Origin of the sequence: Myxococcus sp. MISCRS1 (assembly GCF_026626605.1) — a bacterium.
Classification (GTDB): domain Bacteria; phylum Myxococcota; class Myxococcia; order Myxococcales; family Myxococcaceae; genus Myxococcus; species Myxococcus fulvus.
The window spans coordinates 7,483,566-7,507,097 of record NZ_JAPNKB010000001.1; the positions used below are offsets into that span (position 1 = coordinate 7,483,566).

Annotated in this window: 18 protein-coding genes; 5 read left to right on the forward strand and 13 right to left on the reverse strand. The window is 70.7% G+C overall.

What is annotated here, in order from left to right; translation table 11 throughout:
- Positions 1–14: 14 nt before the first annotated feature.
- The 5 genes from OWM54_RS29840 to OWM54_RS29860 all read right to left on the reverse strand — a co-directional run bounded on the left by OWM54_RS29840 (position 15) and on the right by OWM54_RS29860 (position 9,182).
- Entirely contained in the window at positions 15–3,023 is a 3,009-nt protein-coding gene (locus tag OWM54_RS29840; RefSeq protein ID WP_267701179.1) for a choice-of-anchor D domain-containing protein, read from the reverse strand.
- A 221-nt stretch (positions 3,024–3,244) separates the two neighbouring features.
- Entirely contained in the window at positions 3,245–4,105 is an 861-nt protein-coding gene (locus OWM54_RS29845; RefSeq protein ID WP_267699697.1) for an alpha/beta fold hydrolase, read from the reverse strand.
- Positions 4,106–4,142: 37 nt separating this feature from the next.
- Positions 4,143–4,322: a hypothetical protein gene (locus tag OWM54_RS29850; RefSeq protein ID WP_223748455.1), complete on the reverse strand. Its 180-nt coding sequence runs from the start codon at positions 4,320–4,322 to the stop codon at positions 4,143–4,145.
- Positions 4,323–4,540: 218 nt separating this feature from the next.
- A complete protein-coding gene (locus tag OWM54_RS29855) occupies positions 4,541–6,454 on the reverse strand; it encodes an AAA domain-containing protein (RefSeq protein ID WP_267699698.1) in 1,914 nt (637 codons plus the stop codon).
- A 412-nt stretch (positions 6,455–6,866) separates the two neighbouring features.
- Positions 6,867–9,182 carry a S8 family serine peptidase gene (locus OWM54_RS29860; RefSeq protein WP_267699699.1) on the reverse strand — a complete coding sequence of 772 codons (2,316 nt, stop codon included), beginning with the start codon at positions 9,180–9,182 and terminating at the stop codon, positions 6,867–6,869.
- Between the two features lie 325 nt (positions 9,183–9,507).
- On the opposite strand from OWM54_RS29860, the gene OWM54_RS29865 reads away from it, so the two are divergent.
- Positions 9,508–9,981 carry an ATP-binding protein gene (locus OWM54_RS29865; RefSeq protein WP_223781649.1) on the forward strand — a complete coding sequence of 158 codons (474 nt, stop codon included), beginning with the start codon at positions 9,508–9,510 and terminating at the stop codon, positions 9,979–9,981.
- Positions 9,968–10,738, forward strand: coding sequence for a tRNA(His) guanylyltransferase Thg1 family protein (locus tag OWM54_RS29870; protein WP_305070668.1), 771 nt, complete (start codon positions 9,968–9,970; stop codon positions 10,736–10,738). The genes OWM54_RS29865 and OWM54_RS29870 overlap by 14 nt, the downstream gene beginning before the upstream one ends.
- An 89-nt stretch (positions 10,739–10,827) precedes the next feature.
- On the opposite strand, the gene OWM54_RS29875 is transcribed toward OWM54_RS29870, so the two are convergent.
- The 4 genes from OWM54_RS29875 to OWM54_RS29890 all read right to left on the reverse strand — a co-directional run bounded on the left by OWM54_RS29875 (position 10,828) and on the right by OWM54_RS29890 (position 14,486).
- Positions 10,828–11,700 (reverse strand): transglutaminase-like domain-containing protein, encoded by an 873-nt coding sequence (locus tag OWM54_RS29875; RefSeq protein WP_223748459.1) that lies wholly within the window; start codon positions 11,698–11,700, stop codon positions 10,828–10,830.
- A gap of 23 nt (positions 11,701–11,723) precedes the next feature.
- The gene (locus OWM54_RS29880; protein ID WP_223748460.1) at positions 11,724–12,266 is read right to left on the reverse strand and encodes a DUF350 domain-containing protein; all 543 of its coding nucleotides are present in this window, start codon (positions 12,264–12,266) and stop codon (positions 11,724–11,726) included.
- Positions 12,267–12,335: 69 nt separating this feature from the next.
- Positions 12,336–13,031: a peptidoglycan-binding protein gene (locus tag OWM54_RS29885; protein ID WP_267699700.1), complete on the reverse strand. Its 696-nt coding sequence runs from the start codon at positions 13,029–13,031 to the stop codon at positions 12,336–12,338.
- An 84-nt stretch (positions 13,032–13,115) separates the two neighbouring features.
- Positions 13,116–14,486, reverse strand: coding sequence for an ArnT family glycosyltransferase (locus OWM54_RS29890; RefSeq protein ID WP_267699701.1), 1,371 nt, complete (start codon positions 14,484–14,486; stop codon positions 13,116–13,118).
- 124 nt (positions 14,487–14,610) lie between these two features.
- On the opposite strand from OWM54_RS29890, the gene OWM54_RS29895 reads away from it, so the two are divergent.
- The gene (locus OWM54_RS29895; protein WP_267699702.1) at positions 14,611–16,704 is read left to right on the forward strand and encodes a thioredoxin domain-containing protein; all 2,094 of its coding nucleotides are present in this window, start codon (positions 14,611–14,613) and stop codon (positions 16,702–16,704) included.
- 25 nt (positions 16,705–16,729) lie between these two features.
- Here the strand turns inward: OWM54_RS29895 and OWM54_RS29900 are convergent, their stop codons facing one another.
- From OWM54_RS29900 to OWM54_RS29910, 3 genes are all read right to left on the reverse strand, one after another.
- Positions 16,730–18,247, reverse strand: coding sequence for a transglutaminase-like domain-containing protein (locus OWM54_RS29900; RefSeq protein ID WP_223781654.1), 1,518 nt, complete (start codon positions 18,245–18,247; stop codon positions 16,730–16,732).
- Between the two features lie 63 nt (positions 18,248–18,310).
- Positions 18,311–18,778 (reverse strand): GNAT family N-acetyltransferase, encoded by a 468-nt coding sequence (locus tag OWM54_RS29905; protein ID WP_046718419.1) that lies wholly within the window; start codon positions 18,776–18,778, stop codon positions 18,311–18,313.
- Positions 18,690–19,769: a D-alanine--D-alanine ligase family protein gene (locus OWM54_RS29910; RefSeq protein WP_267699703.1), complete on the reverse strand. Its 1,080-nt coding sequence runs from the start codon at positions 19,767–19,769 to the stop codon at positions 18,690–18,692. Before OWM54_RS29910 ends, OWM54_RS29905 begins: the two co-directional genes overlap by 89 nt.
- 147 nt (positions 19,770–19,916) lie before the next feature.
- On the opposite strand from OWM54_RS29910, the gene OWM54_RS29915 reads away from it, so the two are divergent.
- Together OWM54_RS29915 and OWM54_RS29920 are read left to right on the forward strand one after the other, a co-directional pair.
- Positions 19,917–21,212 carry an HD domain-containing protein gene (locus OWM54_RS29915; protein WP_267699704.1) on the forward strand — a complete coding sequence of 432 codons (1,296 nt, stop codon included), beginning with the start codon at positions 19,917–19,919 and terminating at the stop codon, positions 21,210–21,212.
- Positions 21,209–22,741 (forward strand): MBL fold metallo-hydrolase, encoded by a 1,533-nt coding sequence (locus OWM54_RS29920; protein WP_267699705.1) that lies wholly within the window; start codon positions 21,209–21,211, stop codon positions 22,739–22,741. The genes OWM54_RS29915 and OWM54_RS29920 overlap by 4 nt, the downstream gene beginning before the upstream one ends.
- Here OWM54_RS29920 and OWM54_RS29925 read toward each other — a convergent pair.
- On the reverse strand, positions 22,738–23,505 hold the full coding sequence (locus tag OWM54_RS29925; RefSeq protein ID WP_267699706.1) for a GlsB/YeaQ/YmgE family stress response membrane protein: 768 nt from the start codon (positions 23,503–23,505) through the stop codon (positions 22,738–22,740). The two genes, OWM54_RS29920 and OWM54_RS29925, sit on opposite strands and share 4 nt — an antisense overlap.
- Positions 23,506–23,532 lie beyond the last annotated feature (27 nt).

Genomic DNA, 23,532 nt, shown 5'->3' on the forward strand with positions numbered 1-23,532 from the left:
GGGGCCCCCCGCACTCAGGGGCTCGAGGTAGGCGGCGCCTTGCACACGCTGCGGTAGCGCACCTCCACCGCCTGCCCGGGACGAGGCACCGCCGCGCCGCCGAAGACGATGGAGTTGGTCGCCCCGTCGTACGACCACTGGCTCTCCGGCACCTGCTGGCCCTGCACGTACACGGACATCTCCGCCTGGCCCGTGGGCGTGGTCGTCAGCGGGAAGTCCGCCTGCAAATCGCCAGCGCGCTGGATGACCGAGTCGAGCAGCGGCCGGTAGTTGCCCTCGCAGATGGACTCCGCCCGGCCACCCGTGCCGCGCGCCACCTCCACGAAGCGGTCCGCGTCGCTGCCCGCCGTGGTGCAGCGGTTGTCGGTGGGCACCAGCGCGTACAGCTGGCTGCGGTGCGACATGCCCGTGCCCTTCAGCGTCTGGAGGAACTGGATGTAGCTGTCCGGCGCGAAGCCCGAGTTGTCGTCCTCGTCCGCCAGCACCACCACCGCCATGCGCGCCGCCGGCCGCGTGAAGCCCCAGTTGCCGTCGTTGGGCTGCGGGGTGCGCGGGTCATCCGTCTGCTCGGACAGGGGCGCCGACAGGGCCTGCCGCATCGTCTCCAGGCCCTGCACCAGGTTGTGGCACAGGCCCACGTCGATGTTCGCCTGCAGGCCCGCCGCCGCGTTGGGGCTGGAGCTGGACAGCACGCGCGCCCGGTTGCCGTCCACCGGGAACAGGCGCCCGGCCTCGCCGCCGTTGGCCCCGCCGCCGCACTGCGGCCCGCGCTGCACCAGGCCCGTGCTGGTGACGCCCATGCGCACGTCCACGTTCTGCTGCCGCGCGTAGTCGAGCCAGCCCGGAATCGCCGCCTTCAGGCGCTCCTGGTACGGGTCCATGGTCGTCGTGTTAGAGACCACGAAGAGCACGTCCAGCTGGCTGTCGGTGCCCTGCGTGTAGCGGTCCACCTGGATGCCCTCGTGGTTGGTCTCGCCGAGCAGCGGCACCAGGAAGGGCGTCGGGTCCGTCGCGGTGCGCAGGTACAGGGGCGAGTAGTGCTGGCCCAGCACGGTGCGCGAGTAGTCCACCTCCAGCTCGAAGCCCTCGCCCGCCTGCAGCGTGCGCGGCTGGGGGATGGGCGTCAGCAGCGAGAACTGCGTGCTCGTCCCCTGGCCGATGTCCGCGCCCGTCACCGTGAGCGGCTCGCTGCACCGGTTGGAGATGTACGTCTTGCGAGGCGCCGCGGCGCAGTCGTAGCGGATGGGGCCGAAGTCCACGTAGGACGGCGTGGCCACCAGGCAGCTCTGGCGCGACACCCCCTTGAGCGGCAGCGTCACCGTGGGCGCCGCGGGGTTGTTCACCGTGAGCTTGAGCTCACCCGTGTACTCGCCCTCCGTCTGCGGCCGGAAGGCCACCATGGCGCTGAAGGCCGTGTCGTAGAGCACCACGCCGCCCGTCAGCCGGCCGCCCGGCATGAAGAACGCGCCGCCCGCGTCGTTGGACAGGTGCACGTCCTTCACCGCGCACTCGGCCCGGCCGGGGTTCTTGAAGCGGAAGCCCAGCACCGCGCCGCGGCCCGGCACCACGTTGCCGAAGTCCATCATCGGCTGCGGCGACAGCTCGTACACGCACGGGCCGCTGGTGCGCGAGCGACCGGTGAGGATGATTTCGCGCTCCGCGTTGAACAGGTCATCCGAGCGCACGCGCAGCCGGGCCCGGAAGCTGCCCTCCACCGTCGGCTCGAAGTAGACCTTCAGCTCCAGGGCGTCGTTGCCCGGGGCAATCTCCAGCCCGCCCGACTCCAGCGTGGGCCACGCGCCCGACGCCCACGGCAGCCGCTGCGTGCCGCGCGTGGGCACGTCCACGTTGAACTGGTTGCTGTCTCCGTCGGACGCCACGCCCATGAAGCGCAGCGAGCCGTTGGTGCCCGCGTTGGTGATGCGGATGACCTGCTCCACCTTGCCGCCCACCGGCAGCTCGCCGAAGTCCAGCGCCACGGGCGTCACCGCCAGCGTGGGCCGGCCGCCTCGCGCGTCCAGGATGACCTCCGACTGGCGCGGCTTGTCGGACGCGTACTGCACCTTGAGGTCACCCACGTTGGGGCCGGAGAAGCGCGCCGCGAACTCCATGGGCAGCTCCACCACCTCGCCCGGCGCCACCGTGGAGCCCTCCGGCTTGGAGAGCGGCACGAAGGCGTGGTCGCTGGTGATGAGCTGCGAAATCGTCACCGGCCGCCAGGTGATGTTGCGCGCGCGGGTGAACGACTTGGTGCGCTCGTGCACCGGAATCAGGTCGAACGGCACGGGCGCGGGGTCGAAGACGAAGGCGCTCGCCACCGAGTTGCCCTTGAGCTCCACCACCGACGGCGTGCACGCCTCGCACGAGCGGACCTCCAGCCTCGCGTCCATGCTGCCCAGCGCGCGCGGCAGGTACTGCGTGCCCACCTCCACGGTGGAGTTGGGCGGAATGGTAATCGTGTCGGGCGTGAAGGGGTCCGGCCAGTCGCCGCGCACCGCGAGCGTCAGCGGCAGGTCCACCGGGTTGTTGATGGTGACCGTCAGCTTGCGCTCGCTGTCCACCTCCAGCGTCTCGTAGTCGAGCACCGGCGGGAACAGGCCAATCTGCGTCGGCGTGCCCAGGCCGGTGACGCGCACCTGCGCCTGCGCGCCCTGGTTGGCGTCCGTGGAGACGAACACCGTCTCCTCCGTCACGCCCTCGGCCAGCGGATGGAAGCGCACCTTCACCAGGTGCGACTCACCGGGCATCACCCGGCCGCCACCGTCCGTCAGCTCCACCTCGTATGAGGGGTTGCCGATGATGGCCAGTGCCTCGATGGCGAAGAAGGGCACATAGCCGACATTGCGGATGCGCACTTCGCGCTCCCGCCACTCGCCCACCGGCACCTCGCCGAAGTCGAGCACGTCCATGTCCACCACCGCGGTGGCCTGCACCGAGCGGGTTTCATTCCCCTCGTGACACGCCATCGTGGTGGTGACGAGCACCGCCAACGCGAGGACTCGCCCCCTCAACCCCATCCCCATTGTCCGCTCCCTCACCCTTCTCCCCACACGCCCCCGGATGGGTCCGGTGCGTGATCCGCCGAGGCGCGGTAATCCAAATCGCATACCAACCGAAAGGACGAGGACGCTGTCCTGAATTCAAGGGGTTGGGATGCGCAGTGGCGGTAAGGAGCCTGGGGTGGAACCGACTTGCCCACGGCTGGGAAAGAGTTTTCCGGGCGTTCTGACCGGGTGACAGCCCTTCAGCGGATGAAGTCCGCGAGCGCGCGGGCGACATCCTGGGCACGCTCCATGTGGACGTGATGCCCACCCGGGAGCACGAGCGGAGGGCCCGAAAGTGTACGCAGCGCCGCGAGCCGCCGGTCCAGCTTCGCCGCGTCCGGCCACAGCCCGTCCTGGCCCCGGACGAGGAGCACCGGGCAGCGCACCTGCTCCTGCAGCGCCAGCCACTGCGCCTCGTCGTGTCCGTGCGCGAACCTCCGGCGGTGTCGTGGATCAAACGTGAAGACCACGCCTCCTTTCTCATGGGGCCGGGTGCCGTGCCGGGCCAGGTGCAAGGCGGCGGCCGGGGGCAGGGTGGGGTTGTTCTCCCTCAAGCGCGCGGCGGCGGCCGCCACGTCCGGATAGGGCTTGGAGTTCGGCGGCCGGCGCGCGTCGTTCATGAAGGCGCGCAGCCGCTCCACCGCGTACTCGGGCGGGCCGCCGGTGGGGCCCAGGCTCTCGATGAGCGCCACGTCCAGCACGCGCTCGGGCCGCACCGCGGCGTACGTCAGCGCGATGATGCCGCCGAGCGAGTGGCCGACCAGGTGGGCCTGCTCGAAGCCCAGCCCGTCCAGCGCGGCCTCCACGTCCAGGAGGTGGTCTCCCGCCTGGTAGTTCGCCTCGGGCGGGGCGTGGGCGCTCTGGCCCATGCCTCGGAAGTCGAGCAGCGCCACGCGCCAGTCGGCGGGCACGTGCTCGAGCACGGCGTCGAAGCTGTGGGAGTGGTCCAGCCAGCCGTGGAGGAACAGGACGGCGGGTCGGGCGGGGGCGCCTGGACGCACGCGCACGTGCAGGCGCAGGCCCTGGGCGTCGACGAAGCGGGATTCGAGAGAGAGGGACACGGGCGGCTCCTGACCCGTGCCTTATCTCATGGTCTGCCTAGCGGACCGGCGACGGCGGACGCGGCGGCCCACCCGTGTCCGGCTTGGACATCACCATGGCCAGCTGCCGGGCCTGGTTCTCCGTGGCGCACCGGTACTCCTGCACCTTGCCGTTCTCCTTTTCGATACGGAGAACCCAGACGTCGTTTTCCTTCGTCACGTTCGGACGTTGAGACATGTGGCGGTTCCTCCCCGCCACGGCGGTAAGCATGTCTCATGCCCGACAACGGGGCTTGAGCCAAATACCTGATATCCGGGTGCGCTCCCCCGCACAGGTGGGTGGAGGTGACAAATTTGGTTCGCCGTTGCGACAATTTTTGGAGGCTGACCCCGACAGTCCTTGCGTAGTACCCCAGGGCTGGGTCGGCGTGGACCTGCCGATGTGAGGCATTGCGCTCAGGGGGCGTCGGGCCACTCCCAGGCGGAGCGGTAGCCGGCGCTCGTTTGAGTCCCTTCGATGAAGCGGGCGTAGAAGGGGTGGCCGCTGAGGGTGGCGGAGTCGCCCACGACGAAGAGGTGGCGGCGGGCGCGGGTGAGGGCGACGTTCATGCGGCGCAAGTCGTTGAGGAAGCCCACCTGGCCCTCGCTGTTGGAGCGGGTGAGGGAGACGAGGATGGCGTCCTTCTCGCGGCCCTGGAAGGCGTCCACGGTGTCGACCTCCACGTCGGGGGCGAAGGGCTCCAGCCGCTCGCGCAGGCGGTGGGCCTGGGCGCTGTAGGGCGTAATCACGGCGAGCTCGCGCTGGGCCAGGCCGTGGCCGAGCAGCGCGCGTACGCGGGCCTCGATGAGGTCCGCCTCGCCGGTGTTGAAGAGGCTGTGGGTGGTGGGCTCGACCTCCTCGTCGAAGCCCTTGCCGGCGGTGTCGAGGAAGAGGACGGGCGGGGCGTCGACCTCGGTGCCCGGGGGCAGCACGTCCTGGAGCGTGTGGTCCGCGACGGAGGGGTGCGCGCGCAGCTGGCCCGCGTACATCTCGCGCGAGGGGAAGTCCATGATGCGCACGTTCATCCGGTACTGCTCGCGCAGCATGCGCTTGACGCCGTCGCCATGGTCCTCGAGCAGGCGCTCGAAGAGGCTCACCGCCAGGCCCGCGCGCGCGGCTTCTTGTGAGAGCACGGTGGGCGGCAGCTGCTGCGGGTCTCCGGCGAGGATGACGATGGGGGCGCGCAGGAAGCCCAGCAGCGCGAGCGGCTCGGTGGCCTGGGTGGCCTCGTCGAGCAGGGCCAGGTCGAACTTCTCGCCGGCGAGCACGCTGGACTCCAGGCTCGCGAGCGTGACGCAGACGACGTCCGCGTTGGCGAGCACGGAGCGCACGGCCTTCTTCTCCAGCGCGCGGGCCTCGTCGAGCATGGCCTTGGCTTCCGTGGTGGAGGCGCGGGCGTTGGAGAAGCGCTCGCGGCTGCGGCCCTGGGTGCGCTGGCGCCGCGCGTAGCCGAGCAGGGAGAACGCCTCGTCGAAGAGGTCTCGGGAGATGACGCGGTCGGGGTGCTCCTCCACGACGATGTCCAGGGTGTGCTCCTGGAGTCGGGCCGCGACGCGGGCGGGGTGGCCCACGCGGATGGCGCGCAGGCCCTTGGCGAGGCACAGGTCCAACAGGTGGTCCACGGCGGCGTTGCTGGCGGCGGTGCACAAGAGGCGCTGGCCTTTGGCCACGGCCTGGGCGGCGACCTCTGCGAGCACGGTGGACTTGCCGGTGCCCGGGGGGCCGTGGACCAGGAAGAAGTCCTCGGCGGCGAGCGCGCGCTTCACGGCGTCGAGCTGCTCGGGGTTGAGGGGGCGGCTCGGCTCGAAGTCCCTGGGGGTGTCGGAGCGCGGGGGCTCGTTGCCCAGCAGGACCTCGCGCTTGCGGCGCTCCAGGCCCTTGTCCATGGCCTTCACGCGCTGCAGGCCCGCGCGCATGCGCTCGTAGGTGATGTCGTTGGGGACGACGTCCAGGCGCAGGAGGCCCTCGTGGACGTAGGGCGGCGGGGAGCGGTCGAAGGCGAGCTGCAGGCGCGTGGCGCTGGCGCGGGAGACGAGGGCGCGCGCGGGCTCGCTCACCTCGGCGCGGCGGGGGAGCACGGCGACCAGGTCTCCGTTGTGGAGCCGGGCGGGCAGGCGCGCGCGGTCGGCGCGGGCGAGCGTCAACAGGACGCGGCCTCCCAGGCCGACCGCCTCCTCCACCGTCTCCAGGTCGAGGACGGACAGGCCCTGCTCCTCGCGCTCGTGGAGGGACAGGCCCTGGGCGAGGGTGGCCAGGCGGGCTTTCTCGGCCTCGCGCTCCTTGGCGAGGAGGGAGCCGAGCTGGTCGAAGAAGGAGACGTCACGGGCCATGGCGCCGAGTCATGCCACGCGGGCGAACCGGGCGGCCAGTGTCTTGGGTGGGCCCGTGTCGCCCGGAGGGCGGAGCGGTGTTCCCGTGCACGTCGCGATGGTCAGCGCCGAGGCCAGGCCAGCGGACTTTCGCGCGGCGAGGACGCGAAGGACGGCCGCTGGCGGCGCTCCGTGAACGATGGATGCGGACGTCCGAGGCACGCCGCCGGACTCGAGGCGCTTCGGGTGCGCCGCTCGTCAATGTGGGGGCGACCTCGGTCCATCCGCGCGAGGCGGGAGGGCGCCTCGGGGGGGCGATGCACCACCGGGGCCGACGGGCCGACCCCGGTGGTGTCCCGTGAGCCATGCGCTCACGGACGAGGTGTTCGGGCACGCGAGCCGAGGCCCGCTTCCCGGTCCCGGCGCGAAGGCGCTACGGGACGATGAGGCCGCCGCTCACCACCAGCGCGTACTTCGCGTCGATGACGCGCGTGGAGAGGTCGGCGTCCTGGACGATTTCGTCGCCCAGCACCTCCACCTTCCAGCTGCCCGCCTCGGGCGAGACGAGGAAGACGTTCTCGACGGTGTCGACCTTGTTGGACACGCCGCCCGCCGTGGAGACGTTGCCCGCGGACAGGCCGTTGTTGCCCCAGTAGACGATGCCCGAGGGCGACGTCACGCGCAGCGACAGGTCATTGATGCGCGCCTGGGCCGCGCCCACCGTGCCGGCCGGGTCCGTGTAGACGAGCGTGACGTTGAACTCCTTCTCGGTGCCCGTCACGGAGACCTTGTACTCGTTGACGCCCAGGGGCAGCAGGGTGTCCGTCTCGTTGATGATGCTGGTGGAGCCGGAGCGGTCATGCAGCCGCTTCAGGTCCGCGGTCCCCCAGCCCTGGCGCACGCGCGTCAGGTCCGCGTTGTTGCCGGTGACGTTCCAGTTGTAGCGGTGCGCCAGGTTGATCATCAGCGCCTTCGCGGTGGCCATCTGCGGGCGGCTGTCGAACACGTCCGCGCCGCCGCCGAAGCCCGCCCACACCCCCTCGTGCCACATCTGGAACAGGAGGCCGAAGTGGCCCGCCGTCTGCGGCGTGGCCGCGCTGGTGCCGCTGAAGTTGTAGTACGACGTGTTGCTCGAGTTGTTGGCCGAGCGGACCGCGTCGTAGAAGAACGACAGGTCCGGCTTGATGCGCCCGTCGGCCGCGGGGCCGATGCTCGCGCCGCCGTTCCAGCGGTCATCGTCGCGGTTGGCGTTGTCGTAGTGGTAGAAGCCGCCCACCGACACGATGTTCTTCGCCCACGCCTGGGGCCGCGAGTTGCGCGTGCCGGAGTTGCTCTGCGACTGGGTGCTCAGGATGGGGTGCTTGAACAGGTAGTCGTCCACCTCGGCGGAGATGGTGGTGTACGCGGTGCCCAGCGTGCTGCCCACGCTGGAGGTCTGGAACACGGCGCGGTAGGGGCCGGCCGGGTCCGTCAGCTCGCGGTTGATGTCGTAGCGCGACTTGGGGCCGCCGAACTGACTGGACTGGCTGTAGAGGAAGAAGATGCCCTGGCCGTCCGGCAGGAGCCCCTTCGCGGTGGCGTCCACGCCCCTGGCGAAGTTGATGCTGTAGCAGCTCGTCCCGTGCGCGCTGCCCGCGCTGGACGTGCTGTGGATGAGCGGCGGCGTCGCCCACTCCTGGTGCGTCGTGCGCAGCTCGGTGTCGAAGATTTCGCCGCGCACGCCCTGGCCGGTGAAGCCCTCGGCCGTCTGGATGTAGTTGGCGCCGCCGACCTCGCGCACGTTGTTCATGTCCACTTCACCCGGCCCGCCCCACCGGTCGATGTACTGGACGGCGTTGGAGCGCGCGAGCCGCTCCAGCTGGTCCTGGGTGAGCGTGGCCTCCACGCGCAGCCCGCCGGCCTCCACCAGCTCCACCGTGCCGCCCAGCTTGCGCACCGTCTCTGCGACCTCGCCCTGACGCGCACTTCCGCGCTCGCCCACCATGATGGAGTAGCGCTGCGGCTCCAGCTTCGCCGCGCGCCCCGTCAGCGACTCGCGCAGCACGTCCTCCACGCGGTACTCGGGATGGTACGGCCCCACCCAGCGCACGAAGGGCAGCTCCGCCACGCGCTTGCGCGCGTCCGCGTCCAGCTCCACCAGGTACGTGTGGTCCGTGAGGAAGCGCAGCACCTTGCCGCCCTCGCGCTCCAGCGCCTCGCGCAGCTCCGGCAGCGGCGTGGCCTGCAGCTGCACCAGCGAGAGCGTGTTCCCCGTGTCCGCGGCCAGCGCGTCGGCCACCAGCGGCGCGCCCTGTCGCACCGGGTCGAAGCTCACGTGCGCCAGTCGCACCTGGTACGAGGTGGGCTGCGCGCGCCCGAGCAGCTCCGTGCCGCCGCGGCTGTAGGCGAAGAAGTCCTGGCGCTTGCCGTCCGCGCCCGTCTCCTCCCAGACGTGCAGCTGCAGCGTCGTCTTGGGGACGGACAGCGTCCTCAGCGACTGGATGGTGTTGTCCGTGCGGTGCAGCACGCGGCCCGCGCCCGTGACGAGCGCGTGACGTCCGCCCGCCGTCGCCACCAGGCCCGTGGCCTGCTTCGCCGAGCCCAACGCCGCCGCGTCCACCACCCGCGCGGGGAGCAGCGACGCGCGCTCCACGCGCGAGGGGGACTTCGAGGCCGCGAGGACCGGAACGGGGGCCACCATGCCCAGGCCCAGGGCCATGACGGAGAGCCGACGCCAACGTAACGCATACGACGAGAGTGAGGTCTTCATGGGTGTCTCCTGCTCGGGTTGCGCTTCGTGCTGCGGCCGCCTCTTCCGGACTTCAGTCCGGACGGCGGATTACGACAACTCTTGAAATCAATTAATTCGAGACTTAATTGTTAATCGAGCAAAGCCAGTCGAATCAACACATTCGCCGCGAAAGGTGCGCGAGCTGTGCAGCGGCGTACAGCGCGAGCGAATCCGGGTAGACGCGAGGCTCCAAGCCCGCGCGACGTGGTGAGTGGCGCGTGGGTATCCCGCGAGCGGTGCGCATGCGCGGCGCGGGGTCGAGCGTCAGCCGGTCTGTCGGCGCCGCGTCCGGAGGGCTTCCGCCATGGAACTCATCCTCTTCATCGGGTTGCAGGCCTCCGGCAAGAGCCGCTTCTTCCGCGAGCGCTTCGCGGACACGCACGTGCTGGTGAGCAAGGACCTGTGGCCGCACGCGCGTCGCAAGGAGGCGCGTCAGCGTCGGCTCGTCACCGAGGCGCTGGTGGCCGGTCGCTCAGTGGTGGTGGACAACACGCACCCCGACTGTGAGCAGCGCTCCCCGCTCATCGCCCTGGGGCATGGGCTGGGCGCGCGGGTGGTGGGCTTCTATTTCGAGTCGCGCCTGGAGGACTGCCTCGCCCGGAACGCCCGGCGCGAGGGTCGGGCGCGGGTGCCGGAGGTGGCGCTGTACGCCACGGTGAAGCGGCTGTGCCGGCCGCGCCGCGAAGAGGGCTTCGATTCGCTGTACCACGTGCGCTGGGCCGCCGAGGGCGGCTTCATCGTCGAGGACTGGAAGGAGGACACGGATGCTGGACGCTGACGAGCTGGCCGGACGCATGCGACAGGGGGAGTGTTTCCACGCGCTGCGCCTCCTGCCGGGCGCCTGGGCGGTGCTGCGCGTGGACGGGCGGGGCTTCTCGCGCTTCACGCAGGAGCGCTTCGAGAAGCCCTTCGACCCGCTCTTCCACCGGTGGATGGTCCGCACCGCGAGCACGCTGCTGGAGGAACTCCAGGGCGTGTACGCGTACACGCAGAGCGACGAAATCTCCGTGCTGCTGCGGCCGGACGCATCGCTGTTCGACCGCGCGGTGGAGAAGCTGGTGTCGCTGTCGGCGGGCCTCGCCAGCGCCACCTTCACGCACGCGGCGGGCGTGCCGGCGGTGTTCGACGGGCGCGTGTGGCTGGGCGCGGACGAGCGCGCGGTGCTGGACTACTTCACGTGGCGGCAGGCGGACGGCAGCCGGTGCGCGTTGCAGGGCTGGTGCTACTGGACCTTGCGCAAGGAGGGCTTGAGCGCGGCGCAGGCCACGCGCGAGCTGGACGGCAAGCCGGTCGCCTTCAAGAACGAGCTGCTCTTCCAGCGCGGCATCCACTTCAACGAGCTGCCCTTGTGGCAGCGCCGGGGCTCCGCCATCTTCTGGGAGCGCTACGTGAAGGAGGGCGTGGACCCGCGCGATGGCTCCAGGCACCAGACGACGCGCCGCCGGCTGGGCGTGGACTCGGAGCTGCCGATGAAGGAGGCCTACGAGCGCTACCTGCGAGGCGTGCTCGCCGGGTCCACGCCGGAGCCGCGCTAAGTAGGTCGCCACAAGTTCCGAGACAAATGCAGGGACCTTGCCCGTTCCCGCTCCGCCTCGGATTCGCTCAGGAACATTTGGCGACCTACTTAGCCGGAGGTGACGGCGTCCAGCGGCATCACCCGCCACAGCCGGGGCTTGTCGTACTTGGGCGGAATCATGCCCGGCGGCCAGCCCTCGGCGGTGACCTCGGCGTATTGATAGCTGCGCCCGCCGTGCCTGAGGCGGGTGCCCGTGCCCGGCAGGCCCACGCCCACCGCCGCGTGGGCCAGCGGGTCCGAGTAGAGCATCACCGCCTCGATTCCCACCTGCCGCAGGAGCATCACCGCGAGCAGCGCCTTGGAGTCGCAGTCCCCCCGGTTCCTCGCCGGCACCAGCGCCGGGGGGATGATGCCGAAGGGCTCATCGGTGGGCACCTCGTACTGGATGCGCTGCACGAAGCCGAGGATGAGCCGCGCGGCCTGCTGTGAGTCCAGCCCGCGCTCGCGGATGGTGACCATGAAGCGCTCGCCCAGCGCCTCCACGGGCCCCGCGTTGCCGCGCATCAGCTCCTCGTAGATGCAGCGCATGTCCGCGGAGCAGCCGCTCGGGGGCTGGTAGGTGAAGCGCTCTTGGCCCAGCGAGCGGTAGCGCAGCCTGCGCCCGAGCACCTTGTGCTGGTCCTCCAGCCACGCGTCCAAGAGCTCACCCAGGCCGTACCCCAGCCGGCTGCCCGGCGGCCGCAGCCCCTCCGTGTTCCAGTCGTACGTGAGCGCGCGCGAGGGCGACGTGTCGGCCGGGATGAGCACCAGGCCCAGGTCCACCACGTCCGCGCTCGGAGGCAGCCCCGGCTCCACGGCCGGCGCCTTCGTGTCCACCAGGTGCCCCACCATGCCCACGCCCAGGCAGCACAGCACGCTGGTCAGCGCGAACCCGGCGAGCAGCAGCTTCAGGGCCGTCTTCAGTCCGGCGCTCGTGGACATGGCCTCGTCCGTCGCCTCCCGTGTCAGGCCGGCGCCACCAGCGTCCCCTCGGGGAGCTGGGGGAAGGGGATGAGCCCGTTGAGGGCCGCCTGGAGCCCGGGCGCCGTCAAGAGCGCGAGCACCAGGAGGATGGCGGAGAGGATGAGCCCCGCGGCGACGTTGCCCTTGCGCACCTCCGCCAGCTCGTCGATGCCGGGCGTCATCCGGTCGAACAGGAGGATGCCCAGCGCCAGCACGGTGACGCCGACGATGAGCGACAGGCCCACGTGCAGCGCGGCCACGGCGACGAGCCCCGGCACCATGGACCATTGCAAGTGAGGGGCGCGCACGGCCAGGTCCACCGCGTCCGACGTGGCCTGCACCGCGTGCTGCACCAGCAGCCCCAGCGACACCAGGCTGGAGGCGTGCACCAGGCCCGCCGCCACGTTGCCCTGGCGCAGCTCCTCCTCCGGCCGGGAGCCGAGGATGCGGCTGAGCCCGCGCAACGCCAGCCAGATGCCCAGCGCGGCCACGAGGCCGCCCAGCACCACCTTGATGAGCCCGACGACGAAGAGGGTGAAGTCCATGGGGAGCGCGAGCGACGCGTCACCCGCGCCGCCACGTCCGGACTCTACACCCTGTGGGGCGTCAGCGGCTCACCCGTACTTGAGGCCCGGGATGAGCGCACCGGCCGTCCAGCCGCGGTTGTGGGCGCTGAAGATGTTCACCCCGTACGCGGAGCCGCGCGCCTCGATGGTGCGCCCGTCGCCCAGGCTGATGGCCACGTGGCCGGGGCGGTACAGGAGCGCTCCGCGCGTGCGCAGGGCCTCGTCCACGGAGATGGTGGTGCCCTTCTGCTTGAAGTACGGCAGCTGGTTCATCGTGCCGTCGGGCACCTTGACGCCCGCCTGGTGGGCCGCCCACTCGACCAGCTCCGAGCAGTCCCACTTCGACGGGTTCTTGTCGCTCATCTTCGTCTCCGCGCCGAAGACGTAGCGGTCCCCGCGCTGCGCGAGCGCCTTCTGCACGAAGGTCTCCGCGCTGCCCTTCGTGCCCGGCTGCTGCGCGGGCGGCCTGGCTCCGCCCGTCTTGTTCAGCGCGCTCCACGTCTTCGGGCCCACGATTCCGTCCTGCACCAGGCCCTTCGCCTTCTGGAAGGACAACACCGCCGCCTGCGTCTTCGGCCCGAAGATGCCGTCCACGGGGCCCGGGCTGAAGCCCGCGGCGGCCAGCTTCTTCTGCAGCGTCGTCACCGTCGGGCCCTGGGAGCCCTTCTTCAAGGTGGGGGGCGTGGCGGCCGCGGTGGCGGAGGTGGAGACTCGACGCGAACCCGCAGGGGAGACAGTCGACATGGGGGACCTCCGTTTAGTTGGCAAAAACGGTTTCCCTTGTTGTCGGTGAGAGGCTTTGAAAGTTGTCATGCCCTCCCGGGCACGTCAGGGTCTGGCATTGCGGACCCACCACACCCGGAAGAAATGCAGACGACGTCCTTGGAAAGTTCCAACCAGCTCGACGTGCTCGTCCATGATTTCGAAGCGGTCCGTGAGGGCCGCGGGAGCGAACGGGCCATCCTCTTCCACCCAGAGCACATCTTTCCCAGGCGGGATGGGGGGCTCTCCCCAGACGTCATATTGGCTGAAGCGGACGGGGCCGGCGGTGCCCACGGGGACGCGGGCGTAGTGTGCGATTTGTGACGCCAGCTGATAGTTGCCGGCGAACACCGCGACGACGCTGTCTGGCTTCATCCCCGGGAAGAGCTTCTCGGGCGTGGACAGCTGGCTGAGCACGTCCCAGCCGTGGGTGCGCCACAGGGCTGTATCGCGTTTGAAGTTCAGCACCGGGAAGAACAGGTGCAGCGTCACCGCGAGCACCACCGCGAGCCCCGAGGCGGCCGCCGCGATTTGCCAGGGCCTGCGCATGCCCGCGACGCCCACGCAGACGCTGACATAGGCCATGGTGGTCCAGTTGACCTCGCCGCGCGCGCGCGACGCCGCGTAGCCGAAGAACAGCAGCGGCACGAGCGCGGCCATGCGCAGGAGGAACTGCTCGCGCGGGCCCTTGAACGCATAGACGAACGCGAGGGGCAGAATCACCAGCCCACCGAAGGCGAGCTGCCCCGCGATGAACTCACCGAGCGTGCCCCAGCCGCCCTTGCCCTCGAGGCCGTGACGCAACTGGAACGCGATGCCCACCCAGTCATGGCGCGCGTTCCACAGCAGCACCGGGAGGAGGCACAGCGCCGCCAGCGCGCCCGTGCCCCACGCGCCCTTCGGCAGGCGGCGCACCTTCACCGCGGTGATGAGGAAGGCCACGCCCAGGAGCACCGCCGGGAACTTGGCGAGCAGCGCGAGCCCCGACGCCACGCCGGCCCACACCCAGCGCTCGCGCCACAGGGCCCACAGGGCCAGCGTCCAGAACAGGAGCAGCGGCGAGTCCGGCGTGGCCCAGACGCCGGCCACCATGCCGCCGGGCACCACGCTCCACAGGGCCGCGGCGCTCCAGGCGGCCTGACGGCTCTGGTACACGTCGCGCGCCAGGCCCCACACCGCGGCGATGGTGCCCGCGCCGCACACGAGCGCGGTGGCGTGGATGCCGAGCAGGGCGATGAGCCACGCGACGAGCGGAGGGTGGTCGTAGTAGCCCCAGTCGAGCCGCCGCGACCATTGCCAGTAGTAGGCGGTGTCGAAGTAGACGTCGGTGCCGAACGCCAGCATGAGCCTCACGATGAGCGCCACGCCCACCAGGGCGATGCACGTCTTCAGTCCGAGGCCGACGGGGTTGGGCGGGGCGGGGGCGAGGGAAACCATGCTCACGTCTTGTCGACAGCGTACCCTGCTCGCGTTCGACAGTGGAGGGTCGCGCCATTGGGACTTGCTCCGGATGGCGGGGCTCCATATGCCCTGGGTCCGGCAGTTCCCGCCCGGAGACCCCATGGCCACCCACCCTCCGTCGTCCGGCTCCACCAACCGTCTGGCCCAGGAGCCCTCGCCGTACCTGCGCCAGCACGCCGACAATCCGGTGGACTGGTTCGCCTGGGGCGATGAGGCGCTCGCTCGCGCGCGCGCCGAGGACAAGCCCATCCTGCTCTCGGTGGGCTACTCCGCGTGCCATTGGTGTCACGTGATGGCCCACGAGTCCTTCGAGTCGCCCGACACCGCGCGGCTGATGAACGAGGGCTTCATCAACATCAAGGTCGACCGCGAGGAGCGGCCGGACCTGGACCAGATCTACCAGGGCGTGGTGCAGCTGATGGGGCAGGGCGGCGGGTGGCCGCTGACGGTGTTCCTCACGCCGGACCTGAAGCCCTTCTTCGGCGGCACGTACTTCCCGCCGGAGGACCGCTATGGCCGGCCGGGCTTCCCCCGGCTGTTGATGGCGCTGCGGGACGCGTGGGCGAACAAGCGCGAGGAGGTGCTGCGGCAGTCCGAGCAGTTCGCCGAAGGCCTGGGGGAATTGGCCGCGTATGGGCTGGACGCGGCGCCCGGCGTGCTGTCCGCGGAGGACGTGGTGACGATGGGCAAGCGCATGGTCCAGCAGGTGGACCCGGTGCACGGCGGCTTCGGTGGCGCGCCCAAGTTCCCCAACCCGATGAACTTCTCGCTGCTCTTGCGCGCGTGGCGGCGGGGCGGTGGCGCGCCGCTCAAGGACGCGGTGCTGCTCACGCTGGAGCGCATGGCGCTGGGGGGCATCTACGACCAGCTGGGCGGAGGCTTCCATCGCTACTCGGTGGATGCGCGCTGGTTGGTGCCGCACTTCGAGAAGATGCTCTACGACAACGCGCAGCTCGTGCACCTGTACGCGGAGGCCGAGCAGGTGGAGTCGCGTCCGCTGTGGCGCAAGGTGGTGGAGGAGACGGTGGAGTACGTGCGCCGCGAGATGACGGACGCGGGCGGCGGCTTCTTTGCGGCGCAGGACGCGGACAGCGAGGGCGAGGAGGGGAAGTTCTTCGTGTGGCGTCCGGAGGAGCTCCACGGGCTGTTGTCGCCCGAGCGCTCGGCGCTGGTGATGCGGCACTTCCACGTCACGCCGCAGGGGAACTTCGAGCACGGGGCCACGGTGCTGGAGGTGGTGGTGCCCGCCGACACGCTGGCGCGGGAGCGGGGGCTTCCGGTAGCGGAGGTGGAGCGCGAGCTCGTCGAGGCGCGGCGCGTGTTGTTCGAGGCGCGCGAGCAGCGGGTGAAGCCAGGGCGGGACGACAAGATTCTCGCGGGGTGGAACGGGTTGATGATTCGCGGGCTGGCGCTGGCGTCGCGGGTCTTCGAGCGGCCGGACTGGGCGCGGCTCGCGGTGGCGGCGGCGGACTTCGTGCTGGCGAAGCTGTGGGATGGGACGCGGCTTTCGCGCTCGTACCAGGAGGGGCAGGCGCGCATCGACGGGTTCCTGGAGGACTACGGGAACCTCGCCTCGGGGCTGACGGCGCTGTACCAGGCCACGTTCGACGTGAAGTACCTGGAGGCGGCCGAGGCGCTGGTGAAGCGGGCGGTGGAGCTGTTCTGGGATGAGGAGAAGCGGGCGTACTTCACGGCGCCGCGCGGTCAGAAGGACCTGGTGGTGGCGACGTATGGCCTGTTCGACAACGCGTTCCCCTCGGGGGCCTCCACGCTGACGGAGGCGCAGGTGGCGCTCGCGGCGCTCACGGGCCACGAGCACCACCTGGAGCTGCCGACGAAGTACGTGGGGAAGATGCGCGAGGGGCTGGTGGCCAACGCGATGGGCTACGGCTACCTGGGGCTCGCGGCGGACGCGCTGCTGGAGGGCGCGGCGGGGGTGACGTTCAGCGGCTCGCGCGAGGCGGTGGCGCCGCTGTTGAGCGCGGCGAACCGCGTCTACGCGCCGACGTTCGCGTTCGGCTGGAAGGAGGAGGGGAGGCCCGTGCCCGCGCTCCTGAAGGAGCTGTTCGAGGGACGCGAGCCGGTGGGCGGCAAGGGCGCCGCGTACCTGTGCCGGGGCTTCGCGTGCGAGGTGCCTCGCACGGACGCGAAGGAGCTCGTCGAGCGACTGGCGCTGGCGCCCCGGGGGGCGTGAGCACGTCCCCCGGAGGTTCGCCGCGTTACTTCACCTCGACGACCTTCAGCGTGCCGATGAGGGGCGTGATTTCGGCGTTGCCCTCGTAGCCGAACGCGAAGTGCGTGGCGTCCGCGACGGGCTGGTTGAACGTGGGGTCCATCTGCGTCCACTCGCCCACGAACGCCTCCACCCACTCGTGCCAGTACAGCGCGGGCACGCCGTCCTGGTTCACCATGTAGATGACGCCGTCCACGCGCCGCGCCGGGATTCCCGCCGCGCGCAGCAGCGCCACGCTCAGCAGCGAGTGCTCCGTGCAGTCACCGCGCTTCTGGCGCAGCACATCCGTCGCCCGGTCCGCGCTGGCGCCGTAGTCCTTCTCCAGGTGGGTGGCCACCCACGTGTTCACCTTCTGCGCGGCGCGGTACGCGTCCTTCTCGTCCCCGATGATCTTCTTCGACTGCTCGCGGATGGCCGGCGCGTCGCTCTCCACCATGAGCGTGGACTTGAGGTTCTCCCCGCCGTCCGGGTCCGTCAGCGGCCGGGGCTTGCGGTTCGCCGTCGCGGGCGCCGCGGCCAGGAGCGTCACGTCCACGCCGCCATCCGGCCGGGCCGTGAACTTCTGCCGGTACGTCTCCACGCGGAACTTCTCCGGCAACCCCTGCACCACCAGCTTCACGTTGCCGGGCACCGCGCGCGCCGCCTCGGGCAGCGGCTTGGGCAGCACCACGCGCGTGAGGCCGAACACCTCCACCAGGTCCATCCGCTTGGCGACCGCCTCGGTCTCCTTGCGCGCCTGCATCGTCTTGCCGAAGTCCACCAGCACCATCTCCCCACGCTGCGTCACGTAGGAGTCCACCGGCACCTTCTCCTTCTGCGACAGGCTGCTGGCCTTGCCCAGCTTCACCTTCACCCCGTTGAGCGTGCGCTGCTCCGGGGCCTCCACCGTCGTCGACAGGCCGTAGGTCTCCAGGTCCATCCCGTCGAGCGAGAAGCCCTCCACCTTCGCCTTGCGAAAGAGCGCCACGCGCGCCTGGTCCGCGTCCTCCACGTGCTCCTTCGGCGCGGGCAACAGCGGCAGCACCTCGTCCGCGTAGCCCACGCGCTTGCGCACCACGCGCAGCTTCCCGTCGGGCGTCGTCGTGCCCTCCAGCGTCTGGTCGCCACCATCCCCGCGCTGCGTCACCGTGAAGGACAGGAGCCGTCCGCCGGCCTTCGCCTCGTAGACGCGCTCCTCGCGGTGGTTGCGCTCCGACAGGCGGGTGCCGACCAGCGCCTTGAACACGAGCTGGTTGACGCTCTTCACCTGGGGCACCGCCCCGGGCACCAGCACCAGGTCCGTGAACAGCCAGCCCACCTTCTTGTCCATGAGGTACAGGCCGAAGAACTCGCCGCCCTGGGGGCGCGGCGCCTTCAGCACGTCGGACGCGTCGGCGGGGAGGGAGACGGCCTTCGCGGGCGCCGCGGCCTTGGCGGGCGCGGCGGCCTTCGCGGAGGGCGCGCCCGTCAAGAGGGCGCACAGGGCCACGAGGGCCAGGGACATCGGTCGGAGCGTGCGGGTCATCACGCCCCTTCTAACGGGGGAGGCGGGCAAAGTCTTCACCCGCCCCACACCCCGTGCGGTGGACTACAGCCGCTTGGTGAGGATGATGAGGTCGTCGCCCACCTTGTAGAAGTCGCGGATGCGCGCCTCCTCGCCGTACTTCATGGACGCGTAGAAGCCGCGCGTGGGGCCGTAGGCCTCCGTGGCGCTCGTCTCCACGCGGATGAGCCGGCCGTTGCGACGGCGCAAATCGCCCTCCATTCCGGACACCAGCGCCGCGCCCACGCCCTGGCCACGCACCTCCGTGGCGGACGCAATCCAGTACAGGTCGTACGTGTCCTCCGTCATCGGCGTGGGGCCGTAACAGACATAGCCCACCAGCTGACCGGCCCGGTCCGCGACGATGATGGCGTAGTCCGTGTTGCCCGACTTCAGGGCCTCGCCCACCAGCTCGATGGCGACCTCAACCTCCTGCGGCGAGAAGGTTTCGATCTTTCGAATCAGCGCGGCGAGGGGCTCCCGGTCCTTTTCTTCGATGGGACGGATGTCCATGGGCTCTTTCGGTAGCGACCTCCACCAGCCGGGCGGCCAGCGCGGCGTAGTCCAGGCCCGCGGAGGCCGCGGCCCTGGCGAACCCGGCTCCCGGATGGAGGTCGCAGTTGGGGTTGATATCGATGACGTAGGGCACGCCCTCCGGAGACACCCGGAGATCGACCCGGCCATAGTCCTGACAATCGAGTGCTGCGAAGGCTTCCAGCGCGACCTGCACACAACGAGCTTCCAGCGCCGCATCCACCTGGCACGGCCCGGCGGGCGTATCCCGGTACTCGTCGGAGCCCGCCTCCCACTTGGCGCTGTACGACACGATGTTCGGCCGGTCCTCGAAGGTCCGTCCGAAGTGGATTTCCGTCAACGGCAGCGCGCGGCGCGGCTGGTTGCCGAGCAGCGGCACGTAGATTTCGCGGCCGGCGATGAACTGCTCCACCAGCGCGGGCTGATGGAACTCGCGCAGCACCCGCTCGCAGGCGCGCACCAGCGCCGCCCGCTCGTGCACCACCGAGTCCCCGCTGATGCCCATGCTGGCGTCCTCGCGCGCGGGCTTCACGATGAGGGGCCAGGACAGGTCCACCGCCAGCGCATCCTCCAGCCGCTCCACCACCCGGAAGCCCGGGGTGGACACGCCGCGCGCACAGAGCAGCTCCTTCGCCTTGGGCTTGTGCAGCGCGAGGCCCAGCGAGAGGGCGGACGAGCCCGTATAGGCCAGGCCCAGCGCGTCCAGCAGACACGGGACGGCCATCTCCCCGCGGCTGTCGGCGGCGAGCGACTCGCAGAGGTTGATGACCAGGTCCGGCTGCCGCCGCCGCAGCGTGTCCACGAAGTCCAGCCGGTCGCCCTCGATGGCGAGCGGCTCGGCGAGGGTGTCGCCCTTCGTGAGGGCCTCGGCGAGCGCCGCGGCGACCCGCACCACGTCCTCGCGGGCTTCCCGGCCCGGGTCATCCTGGAGGAGCTCGTGGTCGCGGTTGTGCAGCAGAATGATGTGCATTCGGAGGTGGCCGAGGGTTAGCACGTCCCTCGGTCCTCGCCCAGTCCGCAGGTGACGGTTGGTTACCTCCTGGGCTACCTCCCGCCAGGGCTTGAAGTACGGTGGAATACCTCCGGTGGGGGTATCCAGGAGTATGGAAAGGGCATCATGCGCATCCGCGACCCCATCCACGGCACCATCCCGGTGAGCGACGCCGAGAAGGCGGTCATCGACAGCCGGCACTACCAGCGGCTTCGCTATGTGCGGCAGCTCGGCTTCGGCGACCTGGCCTTCCCCGGGGCCACGCACACCCGTCACATCCATTCGTTGGGCGCCATGCACGTGGCCGCGCGGGTGTTCGCCGCGGTGGCCTCGCGCTCCACGCTGCCCGAGGACGTGCGCGAGCGCTTCTGCACCGCGGTGCGTCTGGCCGTGCTGTGTCATGACCTGGGGCACATGCCGCTGTCGCATGCCTCCGAGCGCATCGCTCCGAAGCGCTCGCTCCTGCGGCTGCCCGGCTGGCTGGACTCGGCGGCCGAGGGCGAGCAGGCCACCCACGAGGACTACACGGCCAAAATCCTGCTCGACAGCTCGCTGACGCCCATCATCGAGCGCGAGTTCGGGCGGCTCGGCATCACCCCCATGGCGGCGGTGGCGCTGATCACCGGCGCGCGTCCGCCCAAGGACCCGGGCTTCACCTGGCAGGGCGTGGACTGGGCGCCGCTCTTGCGCGCCATCGTCTCCGGCGAGCTGGACGCGGACCGCATGGACTACCTGCTGCGAGACTCCTTCTACACGGGGGTGAACTACGGCCGGTACGACATGGATTGGATCATCAACAACCTCAATCCGGCGGTGAAGGACGGGCGCGCCTATCTGGCGTTGAGCCGGGCGGCGGCGTTCGCCTTCGAGGACTTCCTGCTCAGCCGCTACCACATGTTCGTGTCGGTCTATCTGCACCACACGTCGGTGAGCTTCGACTACATGCTGCGGCGCTACTACGAGGAGTCGCCGGGCGAGTTCGAGATTCCCTCGGACCCGGAGGCGTTCCTGCTCTGTGACGACTCGGCGCTCTGGTACACGCTGCGCCGCTCGCGCAACCGGTGGGCCCAGCGCATCATCACGCGGCAGGGCTTCAAGCTGCTGGCGCAGTTCACCGAGCGCGACGCCGGGTATGACCTGGACGTGCTGCGCAGCGCACTCGTCTCGTCGGGCTTCGAGCACTACGTCGTCGAGTCGGTGAATGTGCTCAGCAAGTACGCCTCGGGGCCCTCGAGCACGGGGCCGAGCCTCTTCATCGTCGACGCCTCCACGGGTCGGCTGACGGAGGTGGCGCGCTACACGCCGCTGTATCAGCGCTACAGTGGCGCGGTGCGCCTCACCCGGCTTTATGTGAGGCCGGACCAGTCGGCCGCGGCGCACGAGCTGATGGGCCAGCTGTTGGGCCAGACGGTGCGAACATGAGCGAGCGACTCCCCGGTCTGGGCCTCGGCCTGGACCTGCAGCATGTCCCCAGTGAGCCCAGGGGCTCGGCCGTGGCGTTGTTGTACCGCCGCGTGGGCGCGGGCGTGGAGGTGTACTGGGTGAGGCGCGGCAAGGCGCTGGCCTTCGCCGGCGGCTTCTATGCGTTCCCCGGTGGGAAGCTGGACGCGGCGGACGCGCAGGTGCCGGTGCGGGGTGTCACGGGCGAGGAGGCCGCGCTGCGCTCGGCGGCGGCGCGCGAGCTGTTCGAGGAGGCGGGCGTGCTGGTGGCCGAGGGCGCCGAGGCGCTCTCGCAGGAGAAGCTGGACGCCCTGCGCAAGGCGTTGCTCGCGGGGAAGCTCGGGTGGGGTGAGTTGCTGCACGCGGAGGGACTGGCGCTGCGCGCGGACGACTTCCGGGGCGCGGGGCGGTGGATTACGCCGCCGTCGGTGCCGGTGCGCTTCGACACGCACTTCTACCTGGTGGAGCTGCCGCCCAAGGCGCGCGCGGAGCTGTGGCCGGGCGAGCTGTCGGAGGGGGCGTGGATTGCGCCCGAGGCGGCGCTGGCGCGGTGGAACGCCGGCACGGCGCTGCTGCATCCTCCGGCGGTGCATGCGCTCCAGGTGCTGGGCTCGTTCAAGGACGAGGCGGATGCGCGGGCGCGGCTGCTGACGCCGCCGTACTGCCCTGGGTACATCTCGCAGCGCATCGAGTTCCAGAAGGGTGTGCGCGTGGTGGCGCTGGAGACGGCCACGCTGCCTCCGGCGACGCACACGAACGCGTACGTGCTGGGCAACGGCGAGCTGTTGCTGGTGGACCCGGGCTCCGGGGACGTGAAGCAGTACGCGAAGCTGTTGTCGCTGGTGTCGAGCCTGAAGGCGGAGGGGTGCAAGCCGGTGGCGGTGGTGCTGACGCATCACCACGGCGACCACGTGGGCGGCGCGCGCGCGGTGAAGGAGCGACTGGGGATTCCGCTCTGGTGTCATGCGAAGACGGCGGAGTGGCTCGACTTCCCCGTCGAGCGGCTGCTGGAGGATGGCGAGGTGCTGGAGCTGGCCGGGGATGTGCCGCAGCGCTGGCGCGTGTTGCACACGCCGGGACATGCGCGGGGACATCTGTGTCTGGTGGACGAGCGCAGTCACTCGGCGGTGGTGGGGGACATGGTGGCCGGCGTGGGCTCCATCGTCATCGACCCGCCCGAGGGCAACATGCGCGACTACCTGGCGCAGCTCGCGCGGCTGCGCGACTGGCCCGTCACGACGCTGTACCCGGCACATGGGCAGCCGCTGCCGGATGGTCCCTCGAAGCTCCAGGAGTACCTGAACCACCGCGCGCAGCGTGAGGCGCTCATCTTCGACGCGGTGCCCGCGGACGGCGTCTCGCTGGCCGAGGTGGTGGAGCGCGCGTACGCGGACACGCCGCCGGTGATGCACCCGGTGGCGGAGCGCAGCGCGCTGGCCACGCTGGAGAAGCTGGTGGCCGAGGGCCGCGTGCGCGAGGAGTCGGCTCGCTACTTCCGACAGGGGAGCTAGAAACGCCCGATGAGACCGAAGCGGGGCCCGTGCTCGGTCATCCCGGCCACGGGCATCAGCCGCACGCCGGTGTCCGCGCGCGTGGGCGCCACGGGCTTCACGGCCGAGTGCGACTGGTGCGACAGCTCGTAGCCCGTGGTGGCGCCGATGACGGGCAGGAAGAGCAGCAGCGCGGAGACGGCCTTGTCGTCGTCGGCCCCGAGCACGAGCGAGCCCAGCAGCGCACCACCCCAGCCCACGAGGCTCCCTCCGACAGTGGCGAGGATGGTGCCCTTGCCATCCATCAATCGGCCGCCCGCCCACGTCCCCGCGGGCACGCCGATGACGACGCCGGTGAGCCCGCCCACCAGCGAGACGACGTTGCACTCGTCACAGCCCACGGTGGGCGCGCCCAGCAGGTAGCCGACCACGAGCCCCACCGCGCCGCCCGCGATGCCTCCCGCGGTGCCTCCCACGAACTCCACCGCGATGCGCGGGACCGGGTCCTCCACGGCCGCCTTGCGGCTGGGGCGGGCCTCCTCCGCCACCTGCGTCCCCGCGTCGTCCGGGGGCGTGTCCTGCGTCCGTCCGCTCGAGCCCTCGTCGTCGTCCTCGTCCGGGTCGGTCCTGTCGCCAGGGGACACGGGGACGAGCGGAGGAGGCGTCAGCTCGGGCGCGGGGCGCTTCGCGGGCTCGTCCTCGGAGACGTGCTGACCCCACGCGGGGCCCGTGCTCAGAAGGAGCAGGCCCACCAGGAGGACAGGATGCGCGCGCGAAAGCCTCACCCGCACACGCTACCGCAGGCTGGGGTA

Coding starts and splice junctions, on each gene's coding strand:
- OWM54_RS29840 (WP_267701179.1), bottom strand. CDS start 3,023: ATGGGGATGGGGTTGAGGGGGCGAGTCCTCGCGTTGGCGGTGCTCGTC.
- OWM54_RS29850 (WP_223748455.1), bottom strand. CDS start 4,322: ATGTCTCAACGTCCGAACGTGACGAAGGAAAACGACGTCTGGGTTCTC.
- OWM54_RS29855 (WP_267699698.1), bottom strand. CDS start 6,454: ATGGCCCGTGACGTCTCCTTCTTCGACCAGCTCGGCTCCCTCCTCGCC.
- OWM54_RS29860 (WP_267699699.1), bottom strand. CDS start 9,182: ATGAAGACCTCACTCTCGTCGTATGCGTTACGTTGGCGTCGGCTCTCC.
- OWM54_RS29865 (WP_223781649.1), top strand. CDS start 9,508: ATGGAACTCATCCTCTTCATCGGGTTGCAGGCCTCCGGCAAGAGCCGC.
- OWM54_RS29870 (WP_305070668.1), top strand. CDS start 9,968: ATGCTGGACGCTGACGAGCTGGCCGGACGCATGCGACAGGGGGAGTGT.
- OWM54_RS29875 (WP_223748459.1), bottom strand. CDS start 11,700: ATGTCCACGAGCGCCGGACTGAAGACGGCCCTGAAGCTGCTGCTCGCC.
- OWM54_RS29880 (WP_223748460.1), bottom strand. CDS start 12,266: ATGGACTTCACCCTCTTCGTCGTCGGGCTCATCAAGGTGGTGCTGGGC.
- OWM54_RS29885 (WP_267699700.1), bottom strand. CDS start 13,031: ATGTCGACTGTCTCCCCTGCGGGTTCGCGTCGAGTCTCCACCTCCGCC.
- OWM54_RS29890 (WP_267699701.1), bottom strand. CDS start 14,486: ATGGTTTCCCTCGCCCCCGCCCCGCCCAACCCCGTCGGCCTCGGACTG.
- OWM54_RS29895 (WP_267699702.1), top strand. CDS start 14,611: ATGGCCACCCACCCTCCGTCGTCCGGCTCCACCAACCGTCTGGCCCAG.
- OWM54_RS29900 (WP_223781654.1), bottom strand. CDS start 18,247: ATGACCCGCACGCTCCGACCGATGTCCCTGGCCCTCGTGGCCCTGTGC.
- OWM54_RS29905 (WP_046718419.1), bottom strand. CDS start 18,778: ATGGACATCCGTCCCATCGAAGAAAAGGACCGGGAGCCCCTCGCCGCG.
- OWM54_RS29910 (WP_267699703.1), bottom strand. CDS start 19,769: ATGCACATCATTCTGCTGCACAACCGCGACCACGAGCTCCTCCAGGAT.
- OWM54_RS29915 (WP_267699704.1), top strand. CDS start 19,917: ATGCGCATCCGCGACCCCATCCACGGCACCATCCCGGTGAGCGACGCC.
- OWM54_RS29920 (WP_267699705.1), top strand. CDS start 21,209: ATGAGCGAGCGACTCCCCGGTCTGGGCCTCGGCCTGGACCTGCAGCAT.